Source organism: Chitinophagaceae bacterium (assembly GCA_016713085.1).
Taxonomy (GTDB): domain Bacteria; phylum Bacteroidota; class Bacteroidia; order Chitinophagales; family Chitinophagaceae; genus Lacibacter.
In genome coordinates, this window is the sequence record JADJPV010000002.1 from 355641 (window position 1) to 376966 (window position 21326).

The window sequence follows — 21326 nt, forward strand, 5'->3', positions numbered from 1 at the left end:
AATGGTTATTGAATATTTTAAGGGCATCAACAGATGCCCTTTTTTTATCTCTGTGTTTTTTATTCAAAGATCCAGAGTAAGATTGGCTGTTTGCTTTTGTCAATGAATCCTGCAAGTGTTTGCAGAAAATTTGGAGATACAGTTGGGCATCCGTTACTCAAACAAATAGGATAGGGTGTTACTTCATTATCAGGTATACAGCTGTGTGCATGTAAAACAACAAATCGTTCAAATGCTTTGCTGTTGCTGCTTTCAAGCCCGTGCAGTTTATACGCCAGGCCAAAACGGCCGTAATATTTTTTTCCGATTTTATATTTTCCCAATGAAGAGCAGTTACAGCCAACAGTATTTCCGTATTCTCTTTTGCTGAAAAATGAATTACCGCAGCTGCCATGTGTTACCAATGCTCTATGTATAATTTTGCCTGCTTTTAAATCGTACACATAGAACCTGTTTTCTCCGCTTTCTTTTTTCATATCAACCAAATAACAGATGGATTGATTGTATCCATTATTGGCTGCATATTTTTTTAAGCGACTGGCAAAGTCTGCAACACGTTTTGTTTCCGTTGATTCTTTATCATGTGCAGATATGGTTTTTGAAAAAGCTTTTTCAGTTGCTGAAGTTTTATTGTCTGTTTTGTTTGAACAGGTAATTAAAAGAATAGCAGTAGCGACAAAAAATGTTTGTTGCAGCATGGTGTGATGGATTACAGAGTGGAGATGACAGAACGCTCCGAATCCATAAAAGATGATGCAGGATAATCTTAAAAATGCGTTAATGCTTTTGAGTAAGTAAACATCAAAAAAAAGCAGCTGCAATATTTCTGCATTAAACATTTACAATTAAAACAGGAATGTTTACTTCATGCCGAACCGCTTCAATTGTTTCACCAAATACATAGTCTTTTAATCCCTTGTGGCGGTGGGCACCCATGATCAGCAGATCGGATTTACTTTCTTTTACAATCCGCACAATCTCTTTTATACGGTTATTGTAGCCCAGAGCAATAGAGGTTTTGTATCCCTGCAGCTCAAGGGTTGAAGCATAATGTTCCAGCCTTTGCCTGTCTTTACGGGTCTCATCATCATCACTTGCCTCTCCAAGAAGCCTGGCCGGTGCCGATTCTACAATATGCATGAAGATATAACTGGCCTCTTTCCGCCCCTGGTTCAGGGCATAAGCAATCAGCTTTTCATCGTTTTCAGAAAAGTCGAGTGCAACAGCAATATTGTTCACTGCCGGAACAGAGAGATTTGCTAAGGATGGTATGGCACTATGCATTTTAATATTGTCTTTATTTAGTTGTTTCCGCACCATTGGCAGGAATGTCATTGTTAAGAACAGCCAGATAAACCCGAGAGCAATGATTGGAATGAAGAATTTCCAGAACCACATTCCATCTTCTGTAAACACTACCATGATTTCCTGCACAACCAGCCTCACATTTAAAAACACAAGAACTGCACCAACAGCCCATGCTGCAATCTTCACCCATAGTTTTATGGCAAACTCACCCATGGTGTTTTTATCGCTTACAAAATGAATTAATGGAATTACTGCAAAACCTAACTGTAAACTGAGTATCACCTGGCTGAAGACAAGCAGGTCATCTACTTTTTCTTCACCATACACAAGGATCACTATTACAGCAGGTATAATGGCAATTAACCTTGTAAGCAAACGGCGAAGCAAAGGATTAATACGAATGCGTAAATAACCTTCCATTACAATTTGCCCGGCCAGTGTTCCGGTAATGGTACTGCTTTGTCCGGCGGCAATCAGCGCAATTGCAAATAAGATGGGAGCCAGTTTTGTACCAAGTAAAGGAGCCAGCAACTGGTGTGCATCTTCGATCCTTGCTACCTGTGTATTACCAGTTTTAAAGAAAACAGTAGCCGCTAAAACGAGGATAGCTGCATTTACAAAGAAGGCTGCATTCAGTGCAATGGTACTGTCGATAAAATTAAATTTCAGGGCCCGCTTTATACTTTGTTTGTCTTCACCAATCTTTCTTGTTTGTACCAGTGCAGAATGCAGGTAAAGATTGTGAGGCATTACTGTTGCACCAATAATACCAACTGCAATATATAAGGCCTGGTTATTTAATGCTGTTGGAATAAAGCCCACAGCTACTTCAGAAAGAGAAGGTTTTGATAAAAAGATTTCGATTAAAAAAGATCCGCCGATAATAGCAACCAATGCTATGATGAATGCTTCCAGTTTACGGATACCATAATTCTGTAACCATAATAATAGCAAAGTATCAAATACGCTGATTCCCACGCCCCAGATTAATGGCAAACCTGTGAGCAGATAAATACCCAATGCCATTCCCAATACTTCAGCAAGATCACAGGCCGCAATTGCAATCTCAGCCAGAATGTATAAACAAAAATTAACTACCGGTGGATAGGCCTCCCTGTTTGCCTGTGCAAGATCTCTGCGGCGAACAATGCCCAGCCTTGCACTCAAACTTTGCAGCAATAAAGCCATGAGGTTACTCATGAGCAAAACCCAGATCAGCTGATAACCAAACTTGGCACCACCCTGCAAATCAGTTGCCCAGTTACCCGGATCCATATAACCTACACTTACAAGATAGGCAGGTCCTGCATAAGCAAGTATACGTCTCCAGCCTTTTTGCGGCTGGGTGGTATCAACTGAACCGTGTACTTCGCTCAATGAATTTTCAGGGTGCTGCATTTTTTCTTTCATTTAAACGGGTTTTACAAATATGTTTTTTGCCAGGTGATCGCTGAGTGTTGTGAGCGGTTGATTGCGGATTTTTATTTCAACAGAGCCATCAAACAAAAAGCGCTGTTTGATTTCAAGTTTGGTGCCGATTCCAATCTTTTTTGCCGCAGCATTTCCAGCAAGTTACTGCTCTGGTCGCCAACTGCTGTTACAACAGCTGGCTGCTGTTCTTTCAATTGATGAAGACTGATATTGCTGGAAGCTTCGATCTTTCCGTTACGGTCGGGGATAGGGTCGCCATGCGGGTCTGCCTTTGGAAAGCCGAGAAAGGCATCTAATCTTTCCGTTAATTCATGACTGCTTACATGTTCAAGCTGTTCTGCAATTTCATGCACGGCATCCCATTCAAATTTTAATTTATCTACCAAAAAAAATTCCCACAACCTGTGCCTGCGGATAATGCTCAAAGCCAGTTTCTTTCCTTCTGCATTCAGCTTTACACCATAGTAGGGTTCGTAATGAAGCAGTTTTTTTTCTTTTAAACGTTTCAGCATGTCGGTAACAGAAGCCGGTTTGGTGTGCAGTTCTTCCGACAGTTCGTTAGTGGTAACGTTACTGTCTGTTTGCTGCAGCCGCCAGATGGCCTTGATATAATTTTCTTCAGCGGTCGAAAAATTCATATGGAATGAAATTATAATTTAGACAAATCTAAAAAATTATTTTTAAAACCAAGCTTTTTTTGCTGAGAATTTTGATTCACACACAAAACCTTTACTTTTAGTATCCTGTATAACACTGACATATGAACAAAAAATGGATATGGCTTTTGCTGATTGTAGTTTTAGCGGCCTGCAAAACCGGCAAGCAAAAGGCATTAACGGATGAGGATATTACTGCTGCCGACTTCATTGAACTTGCTCCGGCACTTATATTGCCGGTTTCGGTAAATGATTCAATGCTGAGCAGAAAAGAAAAAGATTCTGCGCTCATCAATCAAACAGCTTTTCAAACCTTTCTGACCGATACGGTGTTTAAAAAGTTTTATCCGCAAACAAAGCAGCTCAAACTTTATCTTATTGGGAAAGCAACAGACGATAAAAAAGGAAATTATATCATCGTAAAATCAGTGAACGGAAAGAACCGTGGTACACAGCTCTTCTACTTCACAAAGAAAAATACGTACCTGGGTGGAATGAAACACATTGACAACCTCACCAAAAGTACAGGCCGGTACTTACGAATCGATAACCGGTTCAATATTTCCATGATCCAGGAAAGGAGAGTGGCTACCGGTGAAATATGGACGAATGAAACTATTTATTTTTTGAACGACAGTGGCAGGTTCATTATTGCTATGACCAACAGCAACGAAGATCTCAGGGATGAAATTATGGGGAACCCCATTGATACCTTTGCAAGAAAAAATAAATTCTCGGCTGACTATACTTCTGATAAAAAGAATCTTGTTTCCATCCGTGATGGGTCATCAGCAAAAACATTCCAGTTTTTCATTCATTTCAGCAAACAAAATGGCGAATGTGTGGGGGAATTAAAAGGCGAAGCTGAATGGATCGATAAAGCAAGAGGCATCTTCAGAGACAGGAACAGTGATTGTGGCATTGAATTCAACTTTGGTTCATCTTCTGTTAGTATTAAGGAACAAAATGGTTGTGGTTCCTACAGGGATATTACCTGTTTTTTTGAAGGGTCTTATCCACGTAAGAAGGAACCGGTTAAACCTAAAGTGAAATCAAAAAAGAAAAAATGAGCAAGCGTCAGTTAATCAGTTCCGGTTCACCATGGGAAGATGTGGTGGGTTATTCAAGAGCTGTAAGGGTGGGAAATGTGGTGGAAGTAGCAGGTACAACAGCTGTTGACGGCGACCGGGTTATTGGAGATGGAAATGTTTATGAGCAAACCCGTTTTATCTTCCAAAAGATCAACAAAGCATTACAGGAGGCTGGTTCTTCGCTGGAGCATGTTGTAAGAACAAGAATGTACATCACCGATATTTCAAAATGGGAGGAAGCAGGAAAAGCACATGGTGAGGTATTTAAACAGATAAAACCAGCTTCCACAATGGTAGAAGTAACTGCCCTGATAGACGCCCGTTTATTGATTGAAATTGAGGCAACCGCCATTATCCCAAACCTTTGATGTGCATAAACCTAAGACCTGAAAACAGCTGATTTTCAATTTTTCAGGCTATATTGCGCCCTTTTAGCAAACTAACTCCATTTATGTCGTTTAATAATTTTAAAGTTCCGTACCAGGCTGACAATGAATATTCAAAAAGAGTGGCTTATTTCTCCATGGAATTTGCCGTACATCAACCCTTAAAAATTTACAGTGGTGGTCTTGGCTTTTTAGCCGGTTCTCATATGCGCAGTGCCTATGAACTAAAGCAGAATTTAATTGGTATAGGTATTTTGTGGAAGTACGGTTATTATGACCAGGCCCGCAACCAGGATCAAACCCTGCAGGTGCAGTGGAACGAAAAAATCTACAACTTTTTAGAAGATACAGGTATCAAATTCCAGATCAATATTCATGAACACCCGGTTTGGGTAAAAGCGTGGTATTTGAACCCGGAAACCTTCAAAAGTGCCCCGATGTTTTTATTGAGCACAGATTTGCCTGAAAATGATTACGTATCGCAGACCATCTGTCACCGCTTGTACGATGCTAATGTTGCTACCAAAGTGGCCCAGTTTATTTTGTTGGGTGTTGGTGGTGCCAAACTGATTGATGAACTCGGTTTTATGCCTGATGTATATCATCTCAATGAAGCACATGCTATTTCTTCTGCTTTTTATCTCTACAAGAAATTTGAAAATGTTGAAGAGGTGAAGAAACGTATGGTGTTTACTACGCATACACCAGAAGAAGCAGGTAATGAAAAACATGATATTCACCTCTGTGAAAAAATGAGTTATTTCTGCGGTGTTCCGTTAGATACTGTTAGAAAACTTACAGGCATTTACGACGATCAGTTTAATCATTCACTGGCTGCCTTACGTTTTGCACGCATCTCCAATGGTGTAAGTGCATTGCATGGCGAAGTGAGCCGTAAGATGTGGGCGAACTATGAAAATGTTGCTCCTATTACAAGTGTTACAAATGCACAGAACTGGCGTTACTGGGCCGACAAGCAATTGTATTTCTCTATGGATGAGAAAAACGATGAACGCTTTGACGACCGTAAAAAATATTTAAAGAAAAGAGCATTTGATTTGGTTGCTGATCAAACAGGAAAATTGCTTGATCCCGATGTGTTGACAATTGTATGGGCACGCCGTTTTGCAGGTTACAAACGTGCAGAACTGATTACAAGAGACCTGGATCGTTTCAATGCATTAATGAGTAATAAGAAATATCCCGTACAAATTATCTGGGCCGGGAAACCTTATCCTGTTGATTATCCTGCCATCAGTGATTTCAATAATCTTGTTCACTTAAGCAAGAATTATAAAAACATTGCAGTTTGTACAGGATATGAACTTTCATTGAGCAAACGTCTGAAACAGGGTGCTGATGTGTGGTTAAACAATCCACGTGTACCCCGTGAAGCAAGCGGAACAAGTGGTATGACTGCTGCCATGAACGGTGCAGTTAACTTCAGTACGTTTGACGGATGGATCTGTGAGTTTGCCAATCATGGTAACAACAGCTTTATTGTTCCGCCGGTTGATTACAGTGCAATGAGTACACCGGAACAGGATCAGTACGATCTTGACCAGGTGTATGAAATCCTGGAGAACCAGATTCTTCCTTTGTACTACGATAACTACCAGGTATGGCGCCAGATTACGCATAACGGTATGAGAGATGTTCGTTTCCAGTTCGACAGTAACCGTATGGCTGATGAGTATTACAAACTGCTCTACAATAAAAAATAATCTGTTTTATGTAATAGTAACCCCGACCGAAACGTCGGGGTTTTTTATTTAATTTTATTTGATGAAATATCTATAAAAATGATTGAGCTAATTTATACAAACAGCGATGATCATTTTTATGGATATACTATGTGGCAAAAAAATCAATAAAAATTAACACATGAATGAATATGTAAAACATTTTGAACTTCGCTGGGCCGATGTAGATGCAAATTTTCATGTGAGTCATTCAAGATATTATGAACTGGGAGCTCATTGCCGCATGAGTTTTTTAATTGAACATGGTATAACAATTGAACTGTTGCAGGAATTGAAGATTGGTCCGATCCTTTTCAAGGAAGAATGTATTTTCAGAAAAGAAATTCATGCAAGCGAAATGATAGATGTGAATATGATGCTATCAAAATGTAAACGGGATGGTTCAAAGTGGAGTGCAAGACATGAACTGAAAAAGCAGATGGAACCATTGCTGCCATCATCAATGCAGATCTTGCATGGATGAATCTCACAGAAAGAAAACTGGCAAAGCCTTCTATGGCAGCTGCTGTTATTGAACAGTTGCCAAAGACAAATGATTTTGTGTATCTATATTGATTTAATCAACATATTCACTTAACTCCAGCCAGCGGAATTCTTTTTCATCGAGCAAAGCAGTTACTTCAGCAATACGATTGGAGAGTTTCTGCAATTCTTCAAAAGACATACTTCCGCTGTTGAGCTTTTCTGTGACGCTTTGTTTTTCAGCAGTTAACTCTTCTATTTCTTTTTGCAGTAATTCGAATTCTCTTTTTTCTTTATAACTGAAACGTTTTTTTTCTATGGTTGATCCCTCGACTGCGCTCGGTATCTCCGGCACCGTGCTTCGACTTCGCTCAGCACTGGCTCCCGACTCCCGACTATCGGCTCCCAACTTCTCCTGTTCCTTTTGCCAGATCCGCAGCTGTGAATAATTGCCGGGGAAATCTCTTACAAATCCATCGCCTTCAAATACGAACAAATGATCAACTAACCTGTCCATAAAATAACGGTCATGACTTACAATCAATAAACAACCGGGATATTCACTTAAGAAATTTTCAAGTACAGCAAGCGTAGGAAGATCAAGATCATTGGTTGGTTCATCCAGTATTAAAAAATTCGGATTGCGGAAAAGAATCGACAGTAAATGCAATCTTCTTTTTCACCACCACTCAGTTTAGAGATGTAGGTGTACTGTTTATCAGGATCGAATAAAAATAACTGGAGGAATTGAGCTGCACTCAATGAGCCGCCCGTAGCCAGTGGAAAATTCTCAGCAATGTTTTTTACAAATTCAATAACACGGACATCTTCTTTTATTTCCAAACCTTTCTGTGCATAATTACCAAAGATGATGGTATCACCTATGTTAACTTTTCCACTATCCGGTTGCTGAATTCCCTGGATGATATCAAGGAAGGTAGATTTCCCTGCACCATTTTTCCCAGCCACACCAACACGTTCACCTTTTTTAAAAATGTAATCAAACCCTTTCAGAATTGTTTTTTCTCCAAAGCTCTTGTACACTTTTTTCATTTCCACAACCTTACCACCCAGCCTGTTCATCTTCATATTCAACTGCACCTGCTGATCTTCGATACGGAGTTTGGCTTTCGCTTCCACTTCATAAAAATTATCCTGCCTTGATTTGCTTTTGGTTGTTCTTGCTTTAGGTTGCTTCCGCATCCACTCCAATTCTTTGCGGTAGGTATTTTTTGCTTTATCAATACTGGCGAGATCACTTTCAATCCTCGCTGTTTTCTTTTCTAAATAATTCTGGTAATCGCCTTTGTATTCAGTGAGCGTACTTCCATCAAGTTCCCAGATTTCTGTACAAACATTATCTAAGAAATAACGGTCATGGGTTACCAGCAGTAATGTGATTTTTTCTTTACTGAGATAATGTTCCAGCCATTCCACCATTTCCACATCAAGGTGGTTGGTGGGCTCATCCATGATGAGTAAAATATGTTTGTGATCAAAGCCAATATCAATCAGGGTTCTTGCCAACGCCACACGTTTACGCTGTCCGCCGGATAAAGTTCCCACTTCCTGCTGCAACTGGTGAATGTTGAGTTTGCCAAGAATCTGTTTCACCTTCGTATCAAAATCCCATGCACCGAGTTCATCCATTTTAATGATGGCTGCATTCAGTTTTTCTTCATCATGATCTTCACTGATAGCTTCATAATCCCTGATGGCATTGATGACGGGGTGATTGTGCTGAAAAATATTATCAAGGATTGATTTTTTTTCATCAAACATGGGTTCCTGTTCAAACAAGGCAATGTCCACATCTTTGTTGATCCAGCATTTACCATCATCGGATGTTTCTTTGCCTGCTAAAATTCTCAGCAAAGTTGTTTTACCCGAACCATTTCTGGCCACGAGTGCTATTTTATCGCCTTCTTCAATGTTAAATGAAATATTCGAAAACAGGGGAGTGATTCCGTAACTCTTCGTTAAACCTTCAACAGAAACATAATGCATGGCGCAAAGATACTGCAAGTGCCCTTAAATGCTGTCACTGCGTGGTTTTAATGCTTAATGTTTTCCTGTAAACCAGATGAGTGCACAAATGGCAACAACAAGGATGAAAATAGCAACTGGTTGCAAACGATCCTGCTGCTGCTGTTTTTGTTTTAAGAGGATGAGTTGGTTAATTTTTTTTCTGCCAGCTTCATCCTTCGCTAAAAGCGGGGACAGGTGATTGGTAATTTCCTTTATTTGTTTTAATGGCAATGACTGGATGGCGTGTATCAAAGAGTGAACGATGGATTGATTCACCTCGGCTTCATTGAATGCAAGCAGCCTGTCTATTACATCCTGGTTCAATAACTGTTTGATTTTATCAGCAACTCCCCTGTGATCCATACGGTGTATATCCATATCAGCAACTGCCTTATTGAGTTCCAGTATCTGAATCAGAACATTGGGAGGTGTGATCATTTTTTCACCCGGTTTTCTTCCTTTTGCTTTCGATGACCATCTTTCCTGCAGGTATAATTCTTTTTTACCGGGGTTGATGAGTATTTCGTAAGCCTCTTTTATTTCATTGAATTTTGTAAGCGAATAGGGGTCATCATTATTTTTATCCGGGTGATAAATCATCACGAGCCTGCGGTATGCCTGCTTAATTTCAGGAATACTGGCGGTTACCGGGATCTCTAATATTGCGTAATAATCTTTCAAGCAGGCAAATCTAAGCAGGCTTGTTAAAATATGTACACGGAATTATAAAATTGCTATTTTTAAACTTAATGAAATATCCATAAAAATTATCGAGCTATTTTATACCATCAGTGATGATAATTTTTGTGGATATCCTATGTGGCTAAAGAGTCAATAAAGATGAACACATGAAAATTGTTTTCTGGCTTGGTTTATTTCTTTTACCCGGATTCCTTTTTGCAGGCGATACAACTGCAAATAAAACCGTGCATAAGCAATCGTTGAAGGGATATAAAAAATTATTGTACAAAGTTGTTTTACTGCATCCTGAAATGAATTCAGAATTTGAACGGGAATTGCTGAAGCATTACCTGCTTGGATCAGGGTCAACTTATTTACTGTCCGATTCTGATTTTGTACGATTGCAGAAAACAGTACCAAACTACATACACAATACGAACTGTATCATTGCTTCTTCCAATAATCAGCAATACTGTGTGCAGCCTGTTGATCTGAATGATGATAATTATTTCGGCTGGGCTTTGGGAAATATCAGGGCTATTTATAAAAACGGTACTGAAGAATTGATTTCTCTCGCAGACTACTATGATTTTAATAAAGCAAAAATAGGAGTGCGAACACGAAAACAGGAATTGCTGACAAGGGTGTTTAAATTCCTGGCTCCAAAATCAGCAAAGCCTTTTGTAGTTACTTATGATGCAGATGGATTTATTGCAACTCATTAATGAACCGCAGCACTGCCTTTTATTTCATACACCAGGTCTTTTCCGTAACAACCTGCCGGTGTTTGATATCCTGCTTTATAATTTTCGGCCATAATTTTTTGGGTGATGAGTAAACTGCCCCAAGCGGTTAAACTGTATCCATCAGCACAGGTTAACTGACTGATGATTTCTTTTCCCTCTGTATTCCATGCTTTCCCCATACAACAGTTGATGCATTGGCTCTTTGTTCATCTGTTGGTCCTGCAGGAGCCTGGTTGATTTTTTTCTGCATTATTCCACGTATAAATTTTGTTCTTAACAACCAGTTGAACAGAAATTGAAACTTCAATAAACGATAAACAGATGGTTTCATTCCTGTGTATGCTTCTACATTTGGAATTCCGGTTGTATGATAGGCAGTGAAATATCTCCCCATTGTAAACTCATCACGAATCGTTGTTTTCCATTGGCATCAATCCACATGCCTTTAAAACCCAATGGTCTTTTCTCGAATTTTCCATTGATACGTACAACGGAGTCTTCACCAATTCTTGTAGCCATCGTAGTTGCAGTACCGTGACTGATTTGTCCGTTTGTTGGAATGAATGCCAATTGCAGATGTGTAGCATCTGGTAATTTTTGTTTCAGGTCTAACGCAATGCAATCTGTCGGGATTACATCAAAACCTGCACCGGGCATTAACATAACGCCTGACTGTTTTGCAACAGCATCATAAGTTTTGATCAATTCAAAAACAGAAATATCACCGTTGATATCAATGTAATGCGTGTTTGTTGCAATACATGCTTCCACCATTTGTTTTGCTGTCCGGTCGAATGGCCCCGCTGCATGAATCACTAATTTTACATCTTCTAAATGTTGCTGAATGGATGCAGCAGTATCTAATGGAAAAATCCGGGAAGAGAAATTTAATTCTTTGGCAATGTCACCGATTTCTTTTTCATTTCTTCCGGCAAGGATAGGAGAGATGTTGTATTCCCTTGCATAACGGGCAATGAGTTTGCCGGTGTAACCATTAGCACCGTAGAGTAAGACCTTGTCTTTTTGCATGGGAGATTAGAATTCGATCAGTGAAATAATTTCTTCCAGAAATACTTTATCAGTTTCATCAAATGTATTCAACTCTTCACTGTCAACATCCAGCACAGCAAGCACTTCATTGTTGCGGATTACAGGTACTACAATTTCTGAACTGCTTAAACTGCTGCAGGCAATATGACCGGGAAATTTTTCTACATTGGGAACAATCAGTGTTTTTGCCTCAGCCCAAGATGCGCCACACACACCTCTTCCTTTGCGGATTCGTGTACAGACAACAGGTCCCTGGAATGGCCCGAGTACCAACTCTTCACCTTTATCAGTAAATGCTTTTGCTGAACTTGGTTTCACTAAATAAAATCCAACCCATAGCCAGCCGAACTGTTCTTTGAGCGCTGCACATACATTCGCAAGATTGGCAACAAGATCAGGTTCACCTTCCAGTAATCCTTTGATCTGCGGAATCAGTTGCAGATACTGTTCTTCTTTTGTTCCCTGTATGATGTGTAAGTCTTCGGCCATGAAATTAATTTGTGCAAAGGTAGGTGGAGAGAAGGATTTGCCGCAAAGACAAAAGTTCAGATAGAAACACGGATAACACAGATTAGTGCGGATTATCACAGATAAATAAAATCCGCATCCATCCGTTTACATTCGTGTCATCTGCGTTTCTATCTCTTATAAATGCTTTTTAAAAAAATCTATCGTCCGTTGCCAGGCGAGTTTCGCAGCTGCTTCGTTATATCTTGTACCGGCAGTATCATTATGAAACGCATGATTCACGCCTTCATACATGTACAATTCATAACTGATCTTATTTGCTTTTAGTGCTTCTTCATATGCAGGAATGCCTGCATTGATACGTTCATCAAGTGAAGCATAATGTAATTGCAGGGCGGCTTTTATTTTGGGTACATCTGCTGCTGCAGGCTGACGGCCATAAAATGCGACGGCAGCTTTTAATTCAGGAACGTTCACTGCTAATGTGTTACTCATGGCACCGCCCCAGCAAAAACCAACACAGCCATACTTTCCATTACTGTCTTTTCTTGTTTTGAGATAAGAAAAGGTATTGATGAAATTCTGTTGGGTTTCCTGTGCATTGAGCTTTGTAAACAAAGTTCTTGCTTCATCTTCATTGGCAGGAGTGCCGCCAAGTGGAGCTAATGCATTTGGCGCAATGGCAAGAAATCCTGCATTCGCAGCACGCCTTGCCACATCTTCAATATGTGCATTCAGCCCACGGTTTTCATGAATCACAACCACTGTTCCGTATTTTGCTTCTTGCTTTGGTCTTGCAACATAAGCTTTCATTTCACCTGTTACTGCAGGATAAGTAACATATTCTGTAAACAAGTCATCGGCAGGTGTTGCAGCTGCTTTTGCATAATTACTTTCCAGCAGTGGCAGTAAGGCCATGGCTGCTGCGGTACTTCCTGTAAGCAAAACTAATCGCCTTACGAAGTCCTGTCTTGAAAGTGGTTTATGGGTGTACTCGTCGTAGAGGTTGATTACTTGCTGATCCATTTTTATGTTGATTTAATGTAAAAGTTACAATCTTTTACCGGTCAATATAGTGCCGTTTATATAAATGCAATCAGCTTTGTTGAAATCGATTTGTTACAAAAGGTCGCAAATGACCCTTGAAATGTCGTAATGGCACAGGTGCAGGTAAAAAAAGTAAATTAGTTTTACACTGTGATCAGGAACAATGTTTTTGACATGCCAGACAACTATTTTTCACAAGTAATCAATCAATATGAAACCAAGAACAATCAACATTCTGTATTGGGTATTTACCCTGATTTTTGCTGCACTGATGATCTTTTCCTCAGTTGGCGGTATTGGCCCCAATGAGCAAACGATCCAAATTTTTCATAAGTACTTAGGGTATCCTATTTATTTTATTCAGTTCATCAGTTGGGCAAAAATCATTGGTGTTATTGCTATTCTTGTTCCGGGGTTTCCAAAAATTAAAGAATGGGCGTATGCAGGTTTGTTTTTTGATTTAACAGCGGCTGTTTATTCGGGTATTGCGGTAAGTGGCAAATTTGATCCTATGATGCTTACTATGCTAATGTGGATCGTGCCGGGTATTCTTTCTTATTATTTCTGGACGAAGAAAACTGCATTATAGTACCACAGATATATAAAACAAAACATCCCGTTCATTAGAACGGGATGTTTTGTTTTATAGTCAATTATCTATTCGGCTGTTGACTTATACTTCTTCTTCTGCATAGCTGCTCACCGGCTCACAGGTACAAATTAAATTCCGGTCGCCATAAGTATTATTAATACGGCTTACACTTGGCCAGAATTTATTCTGTGTTACATAGTATAACGGGAACGCCGCCTGTTGTCTTGTATAAGCATGTTTCCATTCATCAGCAGTAATTACAGACTGTGTATGCGGTGCATTTTTCAAAGCATTATCTGCTTTGTCGCTCTTACCTTCTTCAATATCTCTTATCTCCTGGCGAATGTTCAGTAACGCATCACAGAAACGATCCAGCTCTGCTTTGTCTTCACTTTCCGTTGGTTCAATCATGATGGTTCCTGCAACTGGGAAACTCATGGTAGGAGCGTGGAAGCCGTAATCCATTAAACGTTTGGCTACATCTTCTGCTTCAATACCTGCAGTTTGTTTAAAGGGACGAAGCTCAACAATGAATTCATGTGCACATGTTCCGTTAGCACCTGTATACAGAATATCAAAATCTTTTTCCAGTCTTGCCTTCATGTAGTTGGCATTAAGAATGGCATACTCAGTTGCTTTCTTCAAACCATCAGCACCCAGCAAACGGATATAAGCGTAACTGATCAGCAGGATGGAAGCAGAACCATAAGGAGCAGCACTTACAGCACCGTGTGACGCATTGCTGATATGCCCGGGCAAATGTTTCGCTAAATGCGCTTTCACACAAATAGGTCCCATGCCGGGGCCGCCGCCGCCATGCGGAATAGCAAATGTTTTATGCAGATTCAGATGACAAACATCGGCACCAATTAACCCGGGTGATGTTAATCCAACCTGTGCATTCATATTGGCGCCATCCATGTACACCTGTCCGCCATGCTCATGAACGATTGAACAAATTTCTTTAACACTCTCTTCAAAAATGCCGAATGTACTTGGGTAAGTAATCATTGTTCCGGCAAGATTGGCACTATGCTGTTCAGCTTTTGCTTTAAAGTCCACCACATCAATATAACCGTTCTCCAATGCTTTCACCACCACCACTTTCATTCCTGCCATTACTGCACTGGCAGGATTGGTTCCATGTGCAGAAACGGGAATCAAAATGATATTACGGTGTGCATCGCCGTTAGCTAAGTGATAATTACGGATCGATAACAATCCTGCATACTCACCCTGTGCACCACTGTTGGGTTGCAGGCTGCAGGCATCAAAGCCGGTGATCTCAGAAAGATAGGCTGACAGTTCATCAATGATCTGCTGATAACCTGCTGTTTGATTCGCAGGAGCAAACGGATGAATCCTGCTCCAGTGTGCCCAGCTCAGCGGCATCATTTGAGTAGCTGCATTCAGTTTCATGGTACAGCTGCCCAATGAAATCATGGAAGTATTTAGTGACAGATCTTTGTTCTCCAGTTGTTTCATATAACGCATCATCTGGCTTTCGCTATGATGTGTATTGAAATTAGGATGCGTTAAGAATTCACTTGTTCTTGCTAATTCAGCAGGGATATGTTGTAAAGATGCATTTTCAGGAATCACAAAATCAACCGGGTCAACATCATTCACAAAACAGTTGATGAGATCAAACAGATCTTCTACGTTGGTTGTTTCATCAAGTGAAATACCAATGAGTTCATTGCTGATATAACGCAGATTGATTTCCTGCCGCTCTGCTTTTGCTTTAATAGCAGCAGTATCTTTTACTTTCACTGCAATAGTATCAAAGAAACTTTCACTCAGCAGTTCAAATCCTTTTTCTTTAATGGCTTCAGCAGTTGTTTGTGCCAATAGAGCAACTCGTGATGCAATTGCTTTTAATCCATCTGGTCCATGATACACTGCATACATAGCAGCCATGTTGGCGAGCAATGCCTGTGCGGTACAAATATTGGAAGTAGCTTTTTCACGTTTGATATGTTGCTCTCTTGTTTGCAGAGCCATACGTAGTGCACGGTTGTTCTCTGCATCAATACTTACACCAATGATACGTCCGGGTATGGAACGTTTGAATTCATCTTTGGTGGTAAAGAAAGCTGCATGCGGTCCGCCATAACCAAGGGGAACACCAAAACGCTGTGCAGAACCAAAAGCAACATCAGCACCCAGTTCACCGGGAGGAGTTAACAGGGTTAAAGCAAGTAAATCAGTTGCCATTGCTACAAAACCACCAGCACCCTGTACTTTCTGAATAAATAAACGGTAATCTTCTACCGAACCTATATTGTTGGGATACTGAACCAAAGCACCGAAATAAGTATTGTCGATAGCCGCCGTTTTGTAATCACCAAAAATAAGTTGAATGCCTAATGGTGTGCCACGTGTAATGAGTACATCTTTTGTTTGAGGGAAGACTTCTTCATCAACAAAAAACTTTGGTGCATTGATCACATCTGTTTTATTAACGTGATGAAAAAGCATGTTCATGGCTTCTGCAGCAGCAGTTGCTTCATCAAGTAATGATGCGTTGGCAATTGGCAAAGCTGTTAAATCAGCCACCATTGTTTGAAAGTTGAGTAAACTTTCCAAACGTCCCTGTGAAATTTCTGCCTGGTAGGGAGTGTATTGTGTGTACCATCCCGGGTTTTCAAAAACATTCCGTAAGATCACACTGGGAGTAATGGTATCATAATAGCCCTGGCCGAGATAATTCTTATTCAGTTTGTTATTTAAGGAAATTTCTTTGAGCAGTTTCAGTAAATCAGCTTCACTGATGGCATCGGGAACATTGAGTTTGTTTGGGTTGCGGATGGAAGCCGGAACTGTTTTGCTGATCAGTTCTTCCATGTTCTGTACACCAATTGTTTTCAATAGCTGCTGTTCTGTGCCAATGCTGCCGATATGGCGTTTGGCAAATTCATTCTGTTGTGCTTCAAAAAGAGTCATGTTGTTCAGTTCTTTATTTCTGTCAATTAAAAATCGGATGAGGAATAGGGTAAAGAGCAGATGCATTTTCAAATTCTGCAACTTACTGTTACAATGAGTTGAAAAGACGGGCAAAGTTACGGGCAGAATCAATGCAAATAAACAGCTGTTAGCAGTTGGGGAAAGTCTGTGAAATTGTTTTTTTCTTTCAACACAGAGTTTTGGAGGAAAAGAGTAACACGGAGGGCATTTAAATCAGAAAACTTCAAAATTCTGTGTAACTCCTCAACTCAGTATCTCTGTGTTGAACAATTAACGTTCTTTGCAGTATGGCCGAAGATTTAATGATCAACTGGGAGAAAAAAGCTGCTGAGCACCAGAAACAGTACAGCCAGTTTCTGAAAAGGGCAAATAAAAACAAAGTGCTGCAGCAACTGCCCGATCTGCACGAAGCTGCATTTGAAAAAATTGATTGCCTGCAATGTGCCAATTGCTGCAAGAATTATTCACCAAGGTTTAAAACGCCAGATATCAAACGCATCAGTAAACATTTGCGGATGAAGGAAGGGGAGTTTATTGAAACCTATCTGCGCCTGGATGAAGAGGGCGATTATGTGGTAAGGTCGAAGCCCTGCCCTTTTTTGGGAGCTGATAATTACTGTGGTATTTATGATGCCCGTCCATCCGATTGTGAACGTTTCCCTTATACTGATGAGGATGTAATTCTGAAACGGCCGCAGCTAACACTGAAGAATTCTACATTTTGTCCCATTACTTATTTTGTACTGGAAAACTTACTGGAACAAAAGATAAATAAAACAAAAACCCCGGTTATTATTAACCGGGGTTTTGTTTATAAAAAGGTTGAGTAATTACCTGATGTTTGTTCCTGTTGATGGTATATTAAGCAGGCTAGTTATTTGCTGATAGCTCATGCTTTTTATCTGATCAACAGTATATCCAGCTGCTGCTCCACTTACAAAACGACCACCTGCGACGCCACCCGGAATAATGATATACCTGAAGTTTGCAGTTCCATTAAAATTTGCACCGGCATCTGAATAAAGATATATGTTTCCAAGCGATGACAAACTCCTTAAATAAGCTCCACCGCTAACTGTTGCAGGAAATTGGAAAGGTAAAATTGAAATAAAACCAGAAGGTAACAGCCAGTATGTTAACACAACACCTGAACTCATAACTGGCGCTGTTATACCCGGAGCAGCTATGCTCTGTTCGTCGTAGCCACTACCGCTGGCAACTAATACTACATCTTTCCATGATGAATAAATTACATTCGCAGTACCGGCTGGACCTTGAGGGCCGGTTGCCCCGGTAGCACCAGTTGCCCCGGTAGCTCCGGTAGCTCCGGTAGCACCAGTTGCCCCTGTAGCGCCGGCAGGTCCTGTTGCCCCGGTAGCGCCAGTAGATCCGGTATTACCTGATAATCCTGTAGCGCCCTGTGGACCAACAGGACCTGGATCTCCTTTACAAGCATTAAATAAGATTGATCCGGTAAGTAAAACAACCGGTAAAATCATAAGCCTTTTCATGTTTCTGTTTTTTGGTTTAATAATAAAATATGAATATTGAGAGAGTTTATAAGACAAGTTGAGGAAATGAGTGTACGTAATTTTTAATGAAAGTAATTATCATTCCTTAGGTGTACAAGTAAAGGGAAGAAAAAATTTGCCGGTCATACCAAAGCAGTACTTCAGTTAACAGATTCATGCCTCTTTTAGAGAATGGAGTTTGTTTTTGGATCAGTCTTCATAGGGACATTTAAAAAAATAATCAGGTAATCGAATTAATTTCTACTTTCATCAGATAAATATAAAATCAGAAGTATGAAAAAGTTGTTGTTCGCTTTTACTCTTTTCTTTGCATGTACGGCTTACGGACAGTTTACAAAAGGAACCCGTACAGTTGGTTTTAATGTGTCCAGTATTGGATTTTCTTCTTTAAGTTCATCATATGCGCCTACTAATGGCGGACCTACGGGCAGATCCGGTAACGATAATCTTACTTTCTCTTTGAATCCTACAATGGGATGGTTTATTAATGAAAAGGTTTTAGTTGGGGGAAGTATTAATATCAACCTGAGCAACGGAAAGTATACTGAAGGCAATTATCTTACAAACAAGACAAATACATTTACTTCAGGAGTTGGTGGTTTTGGAAGATATTATTTTGGGACTTCAGGATTTATGCCATACGGCAAATATCGCTTGCAGGAGCTTTTGGATCAGGAACAGAAAAACTGACCGCAAACTATCAAAGCTATACTACAAAAGGTGATGGAAAGAAAAATGGCATTTTTAATTTTAATTCAGGTGTGGGCTTGGGATTAACAAAAATGATTAATAAGAATATCGGTCTGGATATTGGAGTTGGCTACTCTTTTGTTCTTACATCATACAAGTATACATATGAAGAAAACAGGCAGTATACAAATAATTCAAGTGAGCTGATAAAAACAAATTATAAATACAGTGGCACTAATCATGGAGGTACTCTTTCATTAGGCTTCCTAATCTTTCTTGATCCAAAAAATAAGTAAAACGGTTTTATATGAAAAGTAATATTAAATACCTGCTGTTTATTGCAGTACTGATTGGATTCAGTTCCTGTAACAAAGGTTTTTTCTTTGACGGGAAAAAAATTAAAGCGGTGCTGATTACCGACCTTGGAGAGATGTATTCAACTTACAATTTCAGCAGCTCTGAAAAAGAAGAACTGGGTCGCCAGCTGAATAATAAGGCACTGATCGATGAAATAACCCGCTATTCAAAAGAGAATACCTGGCCCGATGCGATCAATACTTTAGATGAGCGTTTGAACAGCCGTTCAACAATGATGAAATACCATTTTTATAAGGTGGCTACTTTAGGCAACAAAACAATTGTATCAATTCCAAAAGATAAGAATGGACATATGCCCGCAGGTTTCCGGCCTAACGGACCGATGTACATGATTTTTGCCAGCTCAGTGGTGGCAGGTAAATAAGAAAAGAAGATTGTAATAAAAAAGAGGCTCAGAAATGAGCCTCTTTTTTATTATCCTGAAGTATGACTTTGTAATATTAAACTCCGCCTGGAAAGACGGAGTATGGCTAATCAGTTACCATTAACCATTAAACCTTATCATCATACTTAAGACTGGAATCGGTTTTGGATAGTTGCATATCGGGGGGGTAAATCAACTAAAAAGCCCCTTTTCAAGGAAAAATAAATTGTTCGGGTATAAAAAACCTCTTCCGGTAAAGGAAGAGGTGCTAATCAGTTACCATTAACCATTAAACCTTATCATCGCTGGCAAAATAAATTATTTTTCGCAAATAACAGATGATGGGGAAATATTATTATCTCCAGCTTGGTCTGAATTTTTTAGCATAAGTATCAAAAGATACTTTACCGTAATTGTTCTCACCAAAATATTTGGTAATCATTTCCATTTCTTTCACTTCCAGCATGCCAGCTATTGCCTGGGGCTGATTATCGTCAGTTGTTGGTATAATAACGGTTGTTGGATAAGCCAGTTCGCCTTTTGTAAAAGCCAATGCTATTTCATGTGTTTTATAGGAGGGGTTAAAGCGATAGGTCTTCCCCTTCCATACAATCTCTGCTTTACTCTCTGCATTTAGCTTCACCACATAATATTTTTCATTGAGGTATTTAATTAATTGCTGATTGGTATAGGTTTTTTTATCCATCACTTTGCACCAGCCGCACCAATCAGTATACAAGTCAACCAAAATAGGTCTTGACTCTGATTTCAGTTTTTCTTCAGCTTCCTGGAGTGTGATCCAGTTTAATTTTTCTTTTGGGGTATTGTGCTGGAAAGAGGAAAGACCAACCAGAAGAAACAGGATAACGGATAAAAAGGTAACCTTTTGCATAGTATTTTTGTTACTTGTACAAATTTAAAACGTTTTACCGTGCATAAAATTGTGGTTTCTATTACCGGCGCCAGTGGCTCTATCTACGCAAAACTGCTGCTGGAAAAGCTTTCAGCGGTAAAACAGCAATGGACCGATGTTGCAGTGATTATGACAGAGAATGCCAAAGAGGTATGGAAAACCGAACTGGGGGATGATGGCTATCAGCAAATTCCTTTCAAAATTTATTCAACAACCGATTTTTCTGCAGTTTTTGCATCGGGGTCCGGTCAATACAACACCATGATCATTATTCCCTGTTCAATGGGAACATTGGGACGGATTGCAACTGGTATTTCAAATGACCTGATTACAAGAGCCGCAGATGTGATTTTAAAAGAACGAAGAAAGCTGATATGTGTGGTGAGAGATACTCCCTACAATCTTATTCATATCCGTAACATGGAAACGGTAACTCTGGCAGGAGGAATTATTTGTCCGGCTACTCCATCCTTTTACAGTAAACCAACAACTATCGAAGAACTTTCATCAACTGTTGTTGACCGTGTATTGGATCTGGCAGGTATTGATGTAAAGACGTATCGCTGGGGCGTATAGCTTACCAGGAGGAACCTGATCCGCTTCCTCCAAAACTGCCACCACCGTCGCTATTGGAACTGCTGTCAGCATCTGAACCCGGATCAGAGGAATTGTTTTTACCTTCTTTCCTGTAACGGGATTGTTTCCTGTTTTTTCCAAAACTGAAAATTAAAATGGTAAAAACAATTGCTGCTGTTAGAGCGAACCACATATCA

Annotated in this window: 23 protein-coding genes and 2 pseudogenes; 11 read left to right on the plus strand and 14 right to left on the minus strand. The window is 39.9% G+C overall.

Annotated elements, in window-relative coordinates; all coding sequences use genetic code 11:
- Window positions 1-59: 59 nt before the first annotated feature.
- The 3 genes and pseudogenes from IPK31_14140 to IPK31_14150 all read right to left on the minus strand — a co-directional run bounded on the left by IPK31_14140 (window position 60) and on the right by IPK31_14150 (window position 3377).
- Window positions 60-698: a murein L,D-transpeptidase catalytic domain family protein gene (locus IPK31_14140; protein ID MBK8088978.1), complete on the minus strand. Its 639-nt coding sequence runs from the start codon at window positions 696-698 to the stop codon at window positions 60-62.
- Window positions 699-831: 133 nt separating this feature from the next.
- Complete coding sequence (locus IPK31_14145; protein ID MBK8088979.1) at window positions 832-2718, minus strand: Nramp family divalent metal transporter; 1887 nt, start codon at window positions 2716-2718, stop codon at window positions 832-834.
- Window positions 2719-3377, minus strand: a pseudogene (locus tag IPK31_14150) (metal-dependent transcriptional regulator).
- Between the two features lie 122 nt (window positions 3378-3499).
- Here IPK31_14150 and IPK31_14155 point away from each other — a divergent pair.
- The 4 genes from IPK31_14155 to IPK31_14170 all read left to right on the plus strand — a co-directional run bounded on the left by IPK31_14155 (window position 3500) and on the right by IPK31_14170 (window position 7098).
- Window positions 3500-4465 (plus strand): hypothetical protein, encoded by a 966-nt coding sequence (locus IPK31_14155; GenBank protein MBK8088980.1) that lies wholly within the window; start codon window positions 3500-3502, stop codon window positions 4463-4465.
- Entirely contained in the window at window positions 4462-4854 is a 393-nt protein-coding gene (locus IPK31_14160) for a RidA family protein (protein MBK8088981.1), read from the plus strand. The genes IPK31_14155 and IPK31_14160 overlap by 4 nt, the downstream gene beginning before the upstream one ends.
- A gap of 83 nt (window positions 4855-4937) precedes the next feature.
- Window positions 4938-6596, plus strand: coding sequence for an alpha-glucan family phosphorylase (glgP, locus tag IPK31_14165; protein ID MBK8088982.1), 1659 nt, complete (start codon window positions 4938-4940; stop codon window positions 6594-6596).
- Between the two features lie 160 nt (window positions 6597-6756).
- Window positions 6757-7098, plus strand: coding sequence for an acyl-CoA thioesterase (locus IPK31_14170; GenBank protein MBK8088983.1), 342 nt, complete (start codon window positions 6757-6759; stop codon window positions 7096-7098).
- Window positions 7099-7191: 93 nt separating this feature from the next.
- Here IPK31_14170 and IPK31_14175 read toward each other — a convergent pair.
- Both IPK31_14175 and IPK31_14180 read right to left on the minus strand, forming a co-directional pair.
- A pseudogene (locus IPK31_14175) lies at window positions 7192-9104 on the minus strand (ABC-F family ATP-binding cassette domain-containing protein).
- 54 nt (window positions 9105-9158) lie between these two features.
- Complete coding sequence (locus tag IPK31_14180) at window positions 9159-9806, minus strand: J domain-containing protein (GenBank protein ID MBK8088984.1); 648 nt, start codon at window positions 9804-9806, stop codon at window positions 9159-9161.
- A 167-nt stretch (window positions 9807-9973) separates the two neighbouring features.
- On the opposite strand from IPK31_14180, the gene IPK31_14185 reads away from it, so the two are divergent.
- Entirely contained in the window at window positions 9974-10531 is a 558-nt protein-coding gene (locus tag IPK31_14185; protein MBK8088985.1) for a hypothetical protein, read from the plus strand.
- Here the strand turns inward: IPK31_14185 and IPK31_14190 are convergent.
- The 5 genes from IPK31_14190 to IPK31_14210 form a co-directional block, all read right to left on the minus strand.
- Complete coding sequence (locus IPK31_14190) at window positions 10528-10731, minus strand: hypothetical protein (protein MBK8088986.1); 204 nt, start codon at window positions 10729-10731, stop codon at window positions 10528-10530. The genes IPK31_14185 and IPK31_14190 overlap by 4 nt on opposite strands.
- On the minus strand, window positions 10683-10883 hold the full coding sequence (locus IPK31_14195; GenBank protein ID MBK8088987.1) for a hypothetical protein: 201 nt from the start codon (window positions 10881-10883) through the stop codon (window positions 10683-10685). Before IPK31_14195 ends, IPK31_14190 begins: the two co-directional genes overlap by 49 nt.
- Before the next feature lie 14 nt (window positions 10884-10897).
- Window positions 10898-11581 carry a saccharopine dehydrogenase NADP-binding domain-containing protein gene (locus IPK31_14200; protein ID MBK8088988.1) on the minus strand — a complete coding sequence of 228 codons (684 nt, stop codon included), beginning with the start codon at window positions 11579-11581 and terminating at the stop codon, window positions 10898-10900.
- Window positions 11582-11587: 6 nt separating this feature from the next.
- A complete protein-coding gene (locus IPK31_14205) occupies window positions 11588-12091 on the minus strand; it encodes a GAF domain-containing protein (protein MBK8088989.1) in 504 nt (167 codons plus the stop codon).
- Window positions 12092-12247: 156 nt separating this feature from the next.
- Window positions 12248-13096 (minus strand): dienelactone hydrolase family protein, encoded by an 849-nt coding sequence (locus IPK31_14210; GenBank protein MBK8088990.1) that lies wholly within the window; start codon window positions 13094-13096, stop codon window positions 12248-12250.
- Window positions 13097-13328: 232 nt separating this feature from the next.
- On the opposite strand from IPK31_14210, the gene IPK31_14215 reads away from it, so the two are divergent.
- The gene (locus IPK31_14215) at window positions 13329-13706 is read left to right on the plus strand and encodes a DoxX family protein (GenBank protein MBK8088991.1); all 378 of its coding nucleotides are present in this window, start codon (window positions 13329-13331) and stop codon (window positions 13704-13706) included.
- A gap of 84 nt (window positions 13707-13790) precedes the next feature.
- Here IPK31_14215 and gcvP read toward each other — a convergent pair whose 3' ends face one another.
- The gene (gene gcvP / locus IPK31_14220; GenBank protein MBK8088992.1) at window positions 13791-16655 is read right to left on the minus strand and encodes an aminomethyl-transferring glycine dehydrogenase; all 2865 of its coding nucleotides are present in this window, start codon (window positions 16653-16655) and stop codon (window positions 13791-13793) included.
- A 308-nt stretch (window positions 16656-16963) separates the two neighbouring features.
- Between gcvP and IPK31_14225 the strand changes: the two genes are divergently transcribed.
- Window positions 16964-17506 (plus strand): YkgJ family cysteine cluster protein, encoded by a 543-nt coding sequence (locus IPK31_14225; GenBank protein MBK8088993.1) that lies wholly within the window; start codon window positions 16964-16966, stop codon window positions 17504-17506.
- On the opposite strand, the gene IPK31_14230 is transcribed toward IPK31_14225, so the two are convergent.
- Window positions 17507-18187: a hypothetical protein gene (locus IPK31_14230; protein ID MBK8088994.1), complete on the minus strand. Its 681-nt coding sequence runs from the start codon at window positions 18185-18187 to the stop codon at window positions 17507-17509.
- Between the two features lie 294 nt (window positions 18188-18481).
- On the opposite strand from IPK31_14230, the gene IPK31_14235 reads away from it, so the two are divergent.
- The 3 genes from IPK31_14235 to IPK31_14245 all read left to right on the plus strand — a co-directional run bounded on the left by IPK31_14235 (window position 18482) and on the right by IPK31_14245 (window position 19640).
- Complete coding sequence (locus IPK31_14235; GenBank protein MBK8088995.1) at window positions 18482-18898, plus strand: hypothetical protein; 417 nt, start codon at window positions 18482-18484, stop codon at window positions 18896-18898.
- 92 nt (window positions 18899-18990) lie between these two features.
- A complete protein-coding gene (locus IPK31_14240) occupies window positions 18991-19194 on the plus strand; it encodes a hypothetical protein (protein ID MBK8088996.1) in 204 nt (67 codons plus the stop codon).
- Window positions 19195-19205: 11 nt separating this feature from the next.
- Window positions 19206-19640, plus strand: a complete 435-nt coding sequence (locus IPK31_14245) for a hypothetical protein (protein MBK8088997.1) — start codon at window positions 19206-19208, stop codon at window positions 19638-19640.
- A 355-nt stretch (window positions 19641-19995) separates the two neighbouring features.
- Here the strand turns inward: IPK31_14245 and IPK31_14250 are convergent, their stop codons facing one another.
- Window positions 19996-20532, minus strand: coding sequence for a DUF255 domain-containing protein (locus IPK31_14250; protein ID MBK8088998.1), 537 nt, complete (start codon window positions 20530-20532; stop codon window positions 19996-19998).
- A gap of 39 nt (window positions 20533-20571) precedes the next feature.
- Here IPK31_14250 and IPK31_14255 point away from each other — a divergent pair, with 39 nt between their 5' ends.
- Window positions 20572-21129: a UbiX family flavin prenyltransferase gene (locus tag IPK31_14255; protein MBK8088999.1), complete on the plus strand. Its 558-nt coding sequence runs from the start codon at window positions 20572-20574 to the stop codon at window positions 21127-21129.
- Window position 21130: 1 nt separating this feature from the next.
- Here the strand turns inward: IPK31_14255 and IPK31_14260 are convergent, their stop codons facing one another.
- Window positions 21131-21322 (minus strand): hypothetical protein, encoded by a 192-nt coding sequence (locus IPK31_14260; GenBank protein MBK8089000.1) that lies wholly within the window; start codon window positions 21320-21322, stop codon window positions 21131-21133.
- Window positions 21323-21326: the final 4 nt, after the last annotated feature.

Bases quoted from the DNA above. Each gene is read 5' to 3' on its own strand.
- IPK31_14145 (MBK8088979.1), bottom strand. From the start codon at position 2,718: ATGAAAGAAAAAATGCAGCACCCTGAAAATTCATTGAGCGAAGTACAC.
- IPK31_14235 (MBK8088995.1), top strand. From the start codon at position 18,482: ATGAAAAAGTTGTTGTTCGCTTTTACTCTTTTCTTTGCATGTACGGCT.
- IPK31_14215 (MBK8088991.1), top strand. From the start codon at position 13,329: ATGAAACCAAGAACAATCAACATTCTGTATTGGGTATTTACCCTGATT.
- IPK31_14200 (MBK8088988.1), bottom strand. From the start codon at position 11,581: ATGCAAAAAGACAAGGTCTTACTCTACGGTGCTAATGGTTACACCGGC.
- IPK31_14245 (MBK8088997.1), top strand. From the start codon at position 19,206: ATGAAAAGTAATATTAAATACCTGCTGTTTATTGCAGTACTGATTGGA.
- IPK31_14170 (MBK8088983.1), top strand. From the start codon at position 6,757: ATGAATGAATATGTAAAACATTTTGAACTTCGCTGGGCCGATGTAGAT.
- IPK31_14185 (MBK8088985.1), top strand. From the start codon at position 9,974: ATGAAAATTGTTTTCTGGCTTGGTTTATTTCTTTTACCCGGATTCCTT.
- IPK31_14140 (MBK8088978.1), bottom strand. From the start codon at position 698: ATGCTGCAACAAACATTTTTTGTCGCTACTGCTATTCTTTTAATTACC.
- IPK31_14190 (MBK8088986.1), bottom strand. From the start codon at position 10,731: ATGGGGAAAGCATGGAATACAGAGGGAAAAGAAATCATCAGTCAGTTA.
- IPK31_14210 (MBK8088990.1), bottom strand. From the start codon at position 13,096: ATGGATCAGCAAGTAATCAACCTCTACGACGAGTACACCCATAAACCA.
- IPK31_14230 (MBK8088994.1), bottom strand. From the start codon at position 18,187: ATGAAAAGGCTTATGATTTTACCGGTTGTTTTACTTACCGGATCAATC.
- gcvP (MBK8088992.1), bottom strand. From the start codon at position 16,655: ATGACTCTTTTTGAAGCACAACAGAATGAATTTGCCAAACGCCATATC.
- IPK31_14240 (MBK8088996.1), top strand. From the start codon at position 18,991: ATGATTAATAAGAATATCGGTCTGGATATTGGAGTTGGCTACTCTTTT.
- IPK31_14160 (MBK8088981.1), top strand. From the start codon at position 4,462: ATGAGCAAGCGTCAGTTAATCAGTTCCGGTTCACCATGGGAAGATGTG.
- glgP (MBK8088982.1), top strand. From the start codon at position 4,938: ATGTCGTTTAATAATTTTAAAGTTCCGTACCAGGCTGACAATGAATAT.
- IPK31_14195 (MBK8088987.1), bottom strand. From the start codon at position 10,883: ATGAAACCATCTGTTTATCGTTTATTGAAGTTTCAATTTCTGTTCAAC.
- IPK31_14250 (MBK8088998.1), bottom strand. From the start codon at position 20,532: ATGCAAAAGGTTACCTTTTTATCCGTTATCCTGTTTCTTCTGGTTGGT.
- IPK31_14260 (MBK8089000.1), bottom strand. From the start codon at position 21,322: ATGTGGTTCGCTCTAACAGCAGCAATTGTTTTTACCATTTTAATTTTC.
- IPK31_14155 (MBK8088980.1), top strand. From the start codon at position 3,500: ATGAACAAAAAATGGATATGGCTTTTGCTGATTGTAGTTTTAGCGGCC.
- IPK31_14205 (MBK8088989.1), bottom strand. From the start codon at position 12,091: ATGGCCGAAGACTTACACATCATACAGGGAACAAAAGAAGAACAGTAT.
- IPK31_14225 (MBK8088993.1), top strand. From the start codon at position 16,964: ATGGCCGAAGATTTAATGATCAACTGGGAGAAAAAAGCTGCTGAGCAC.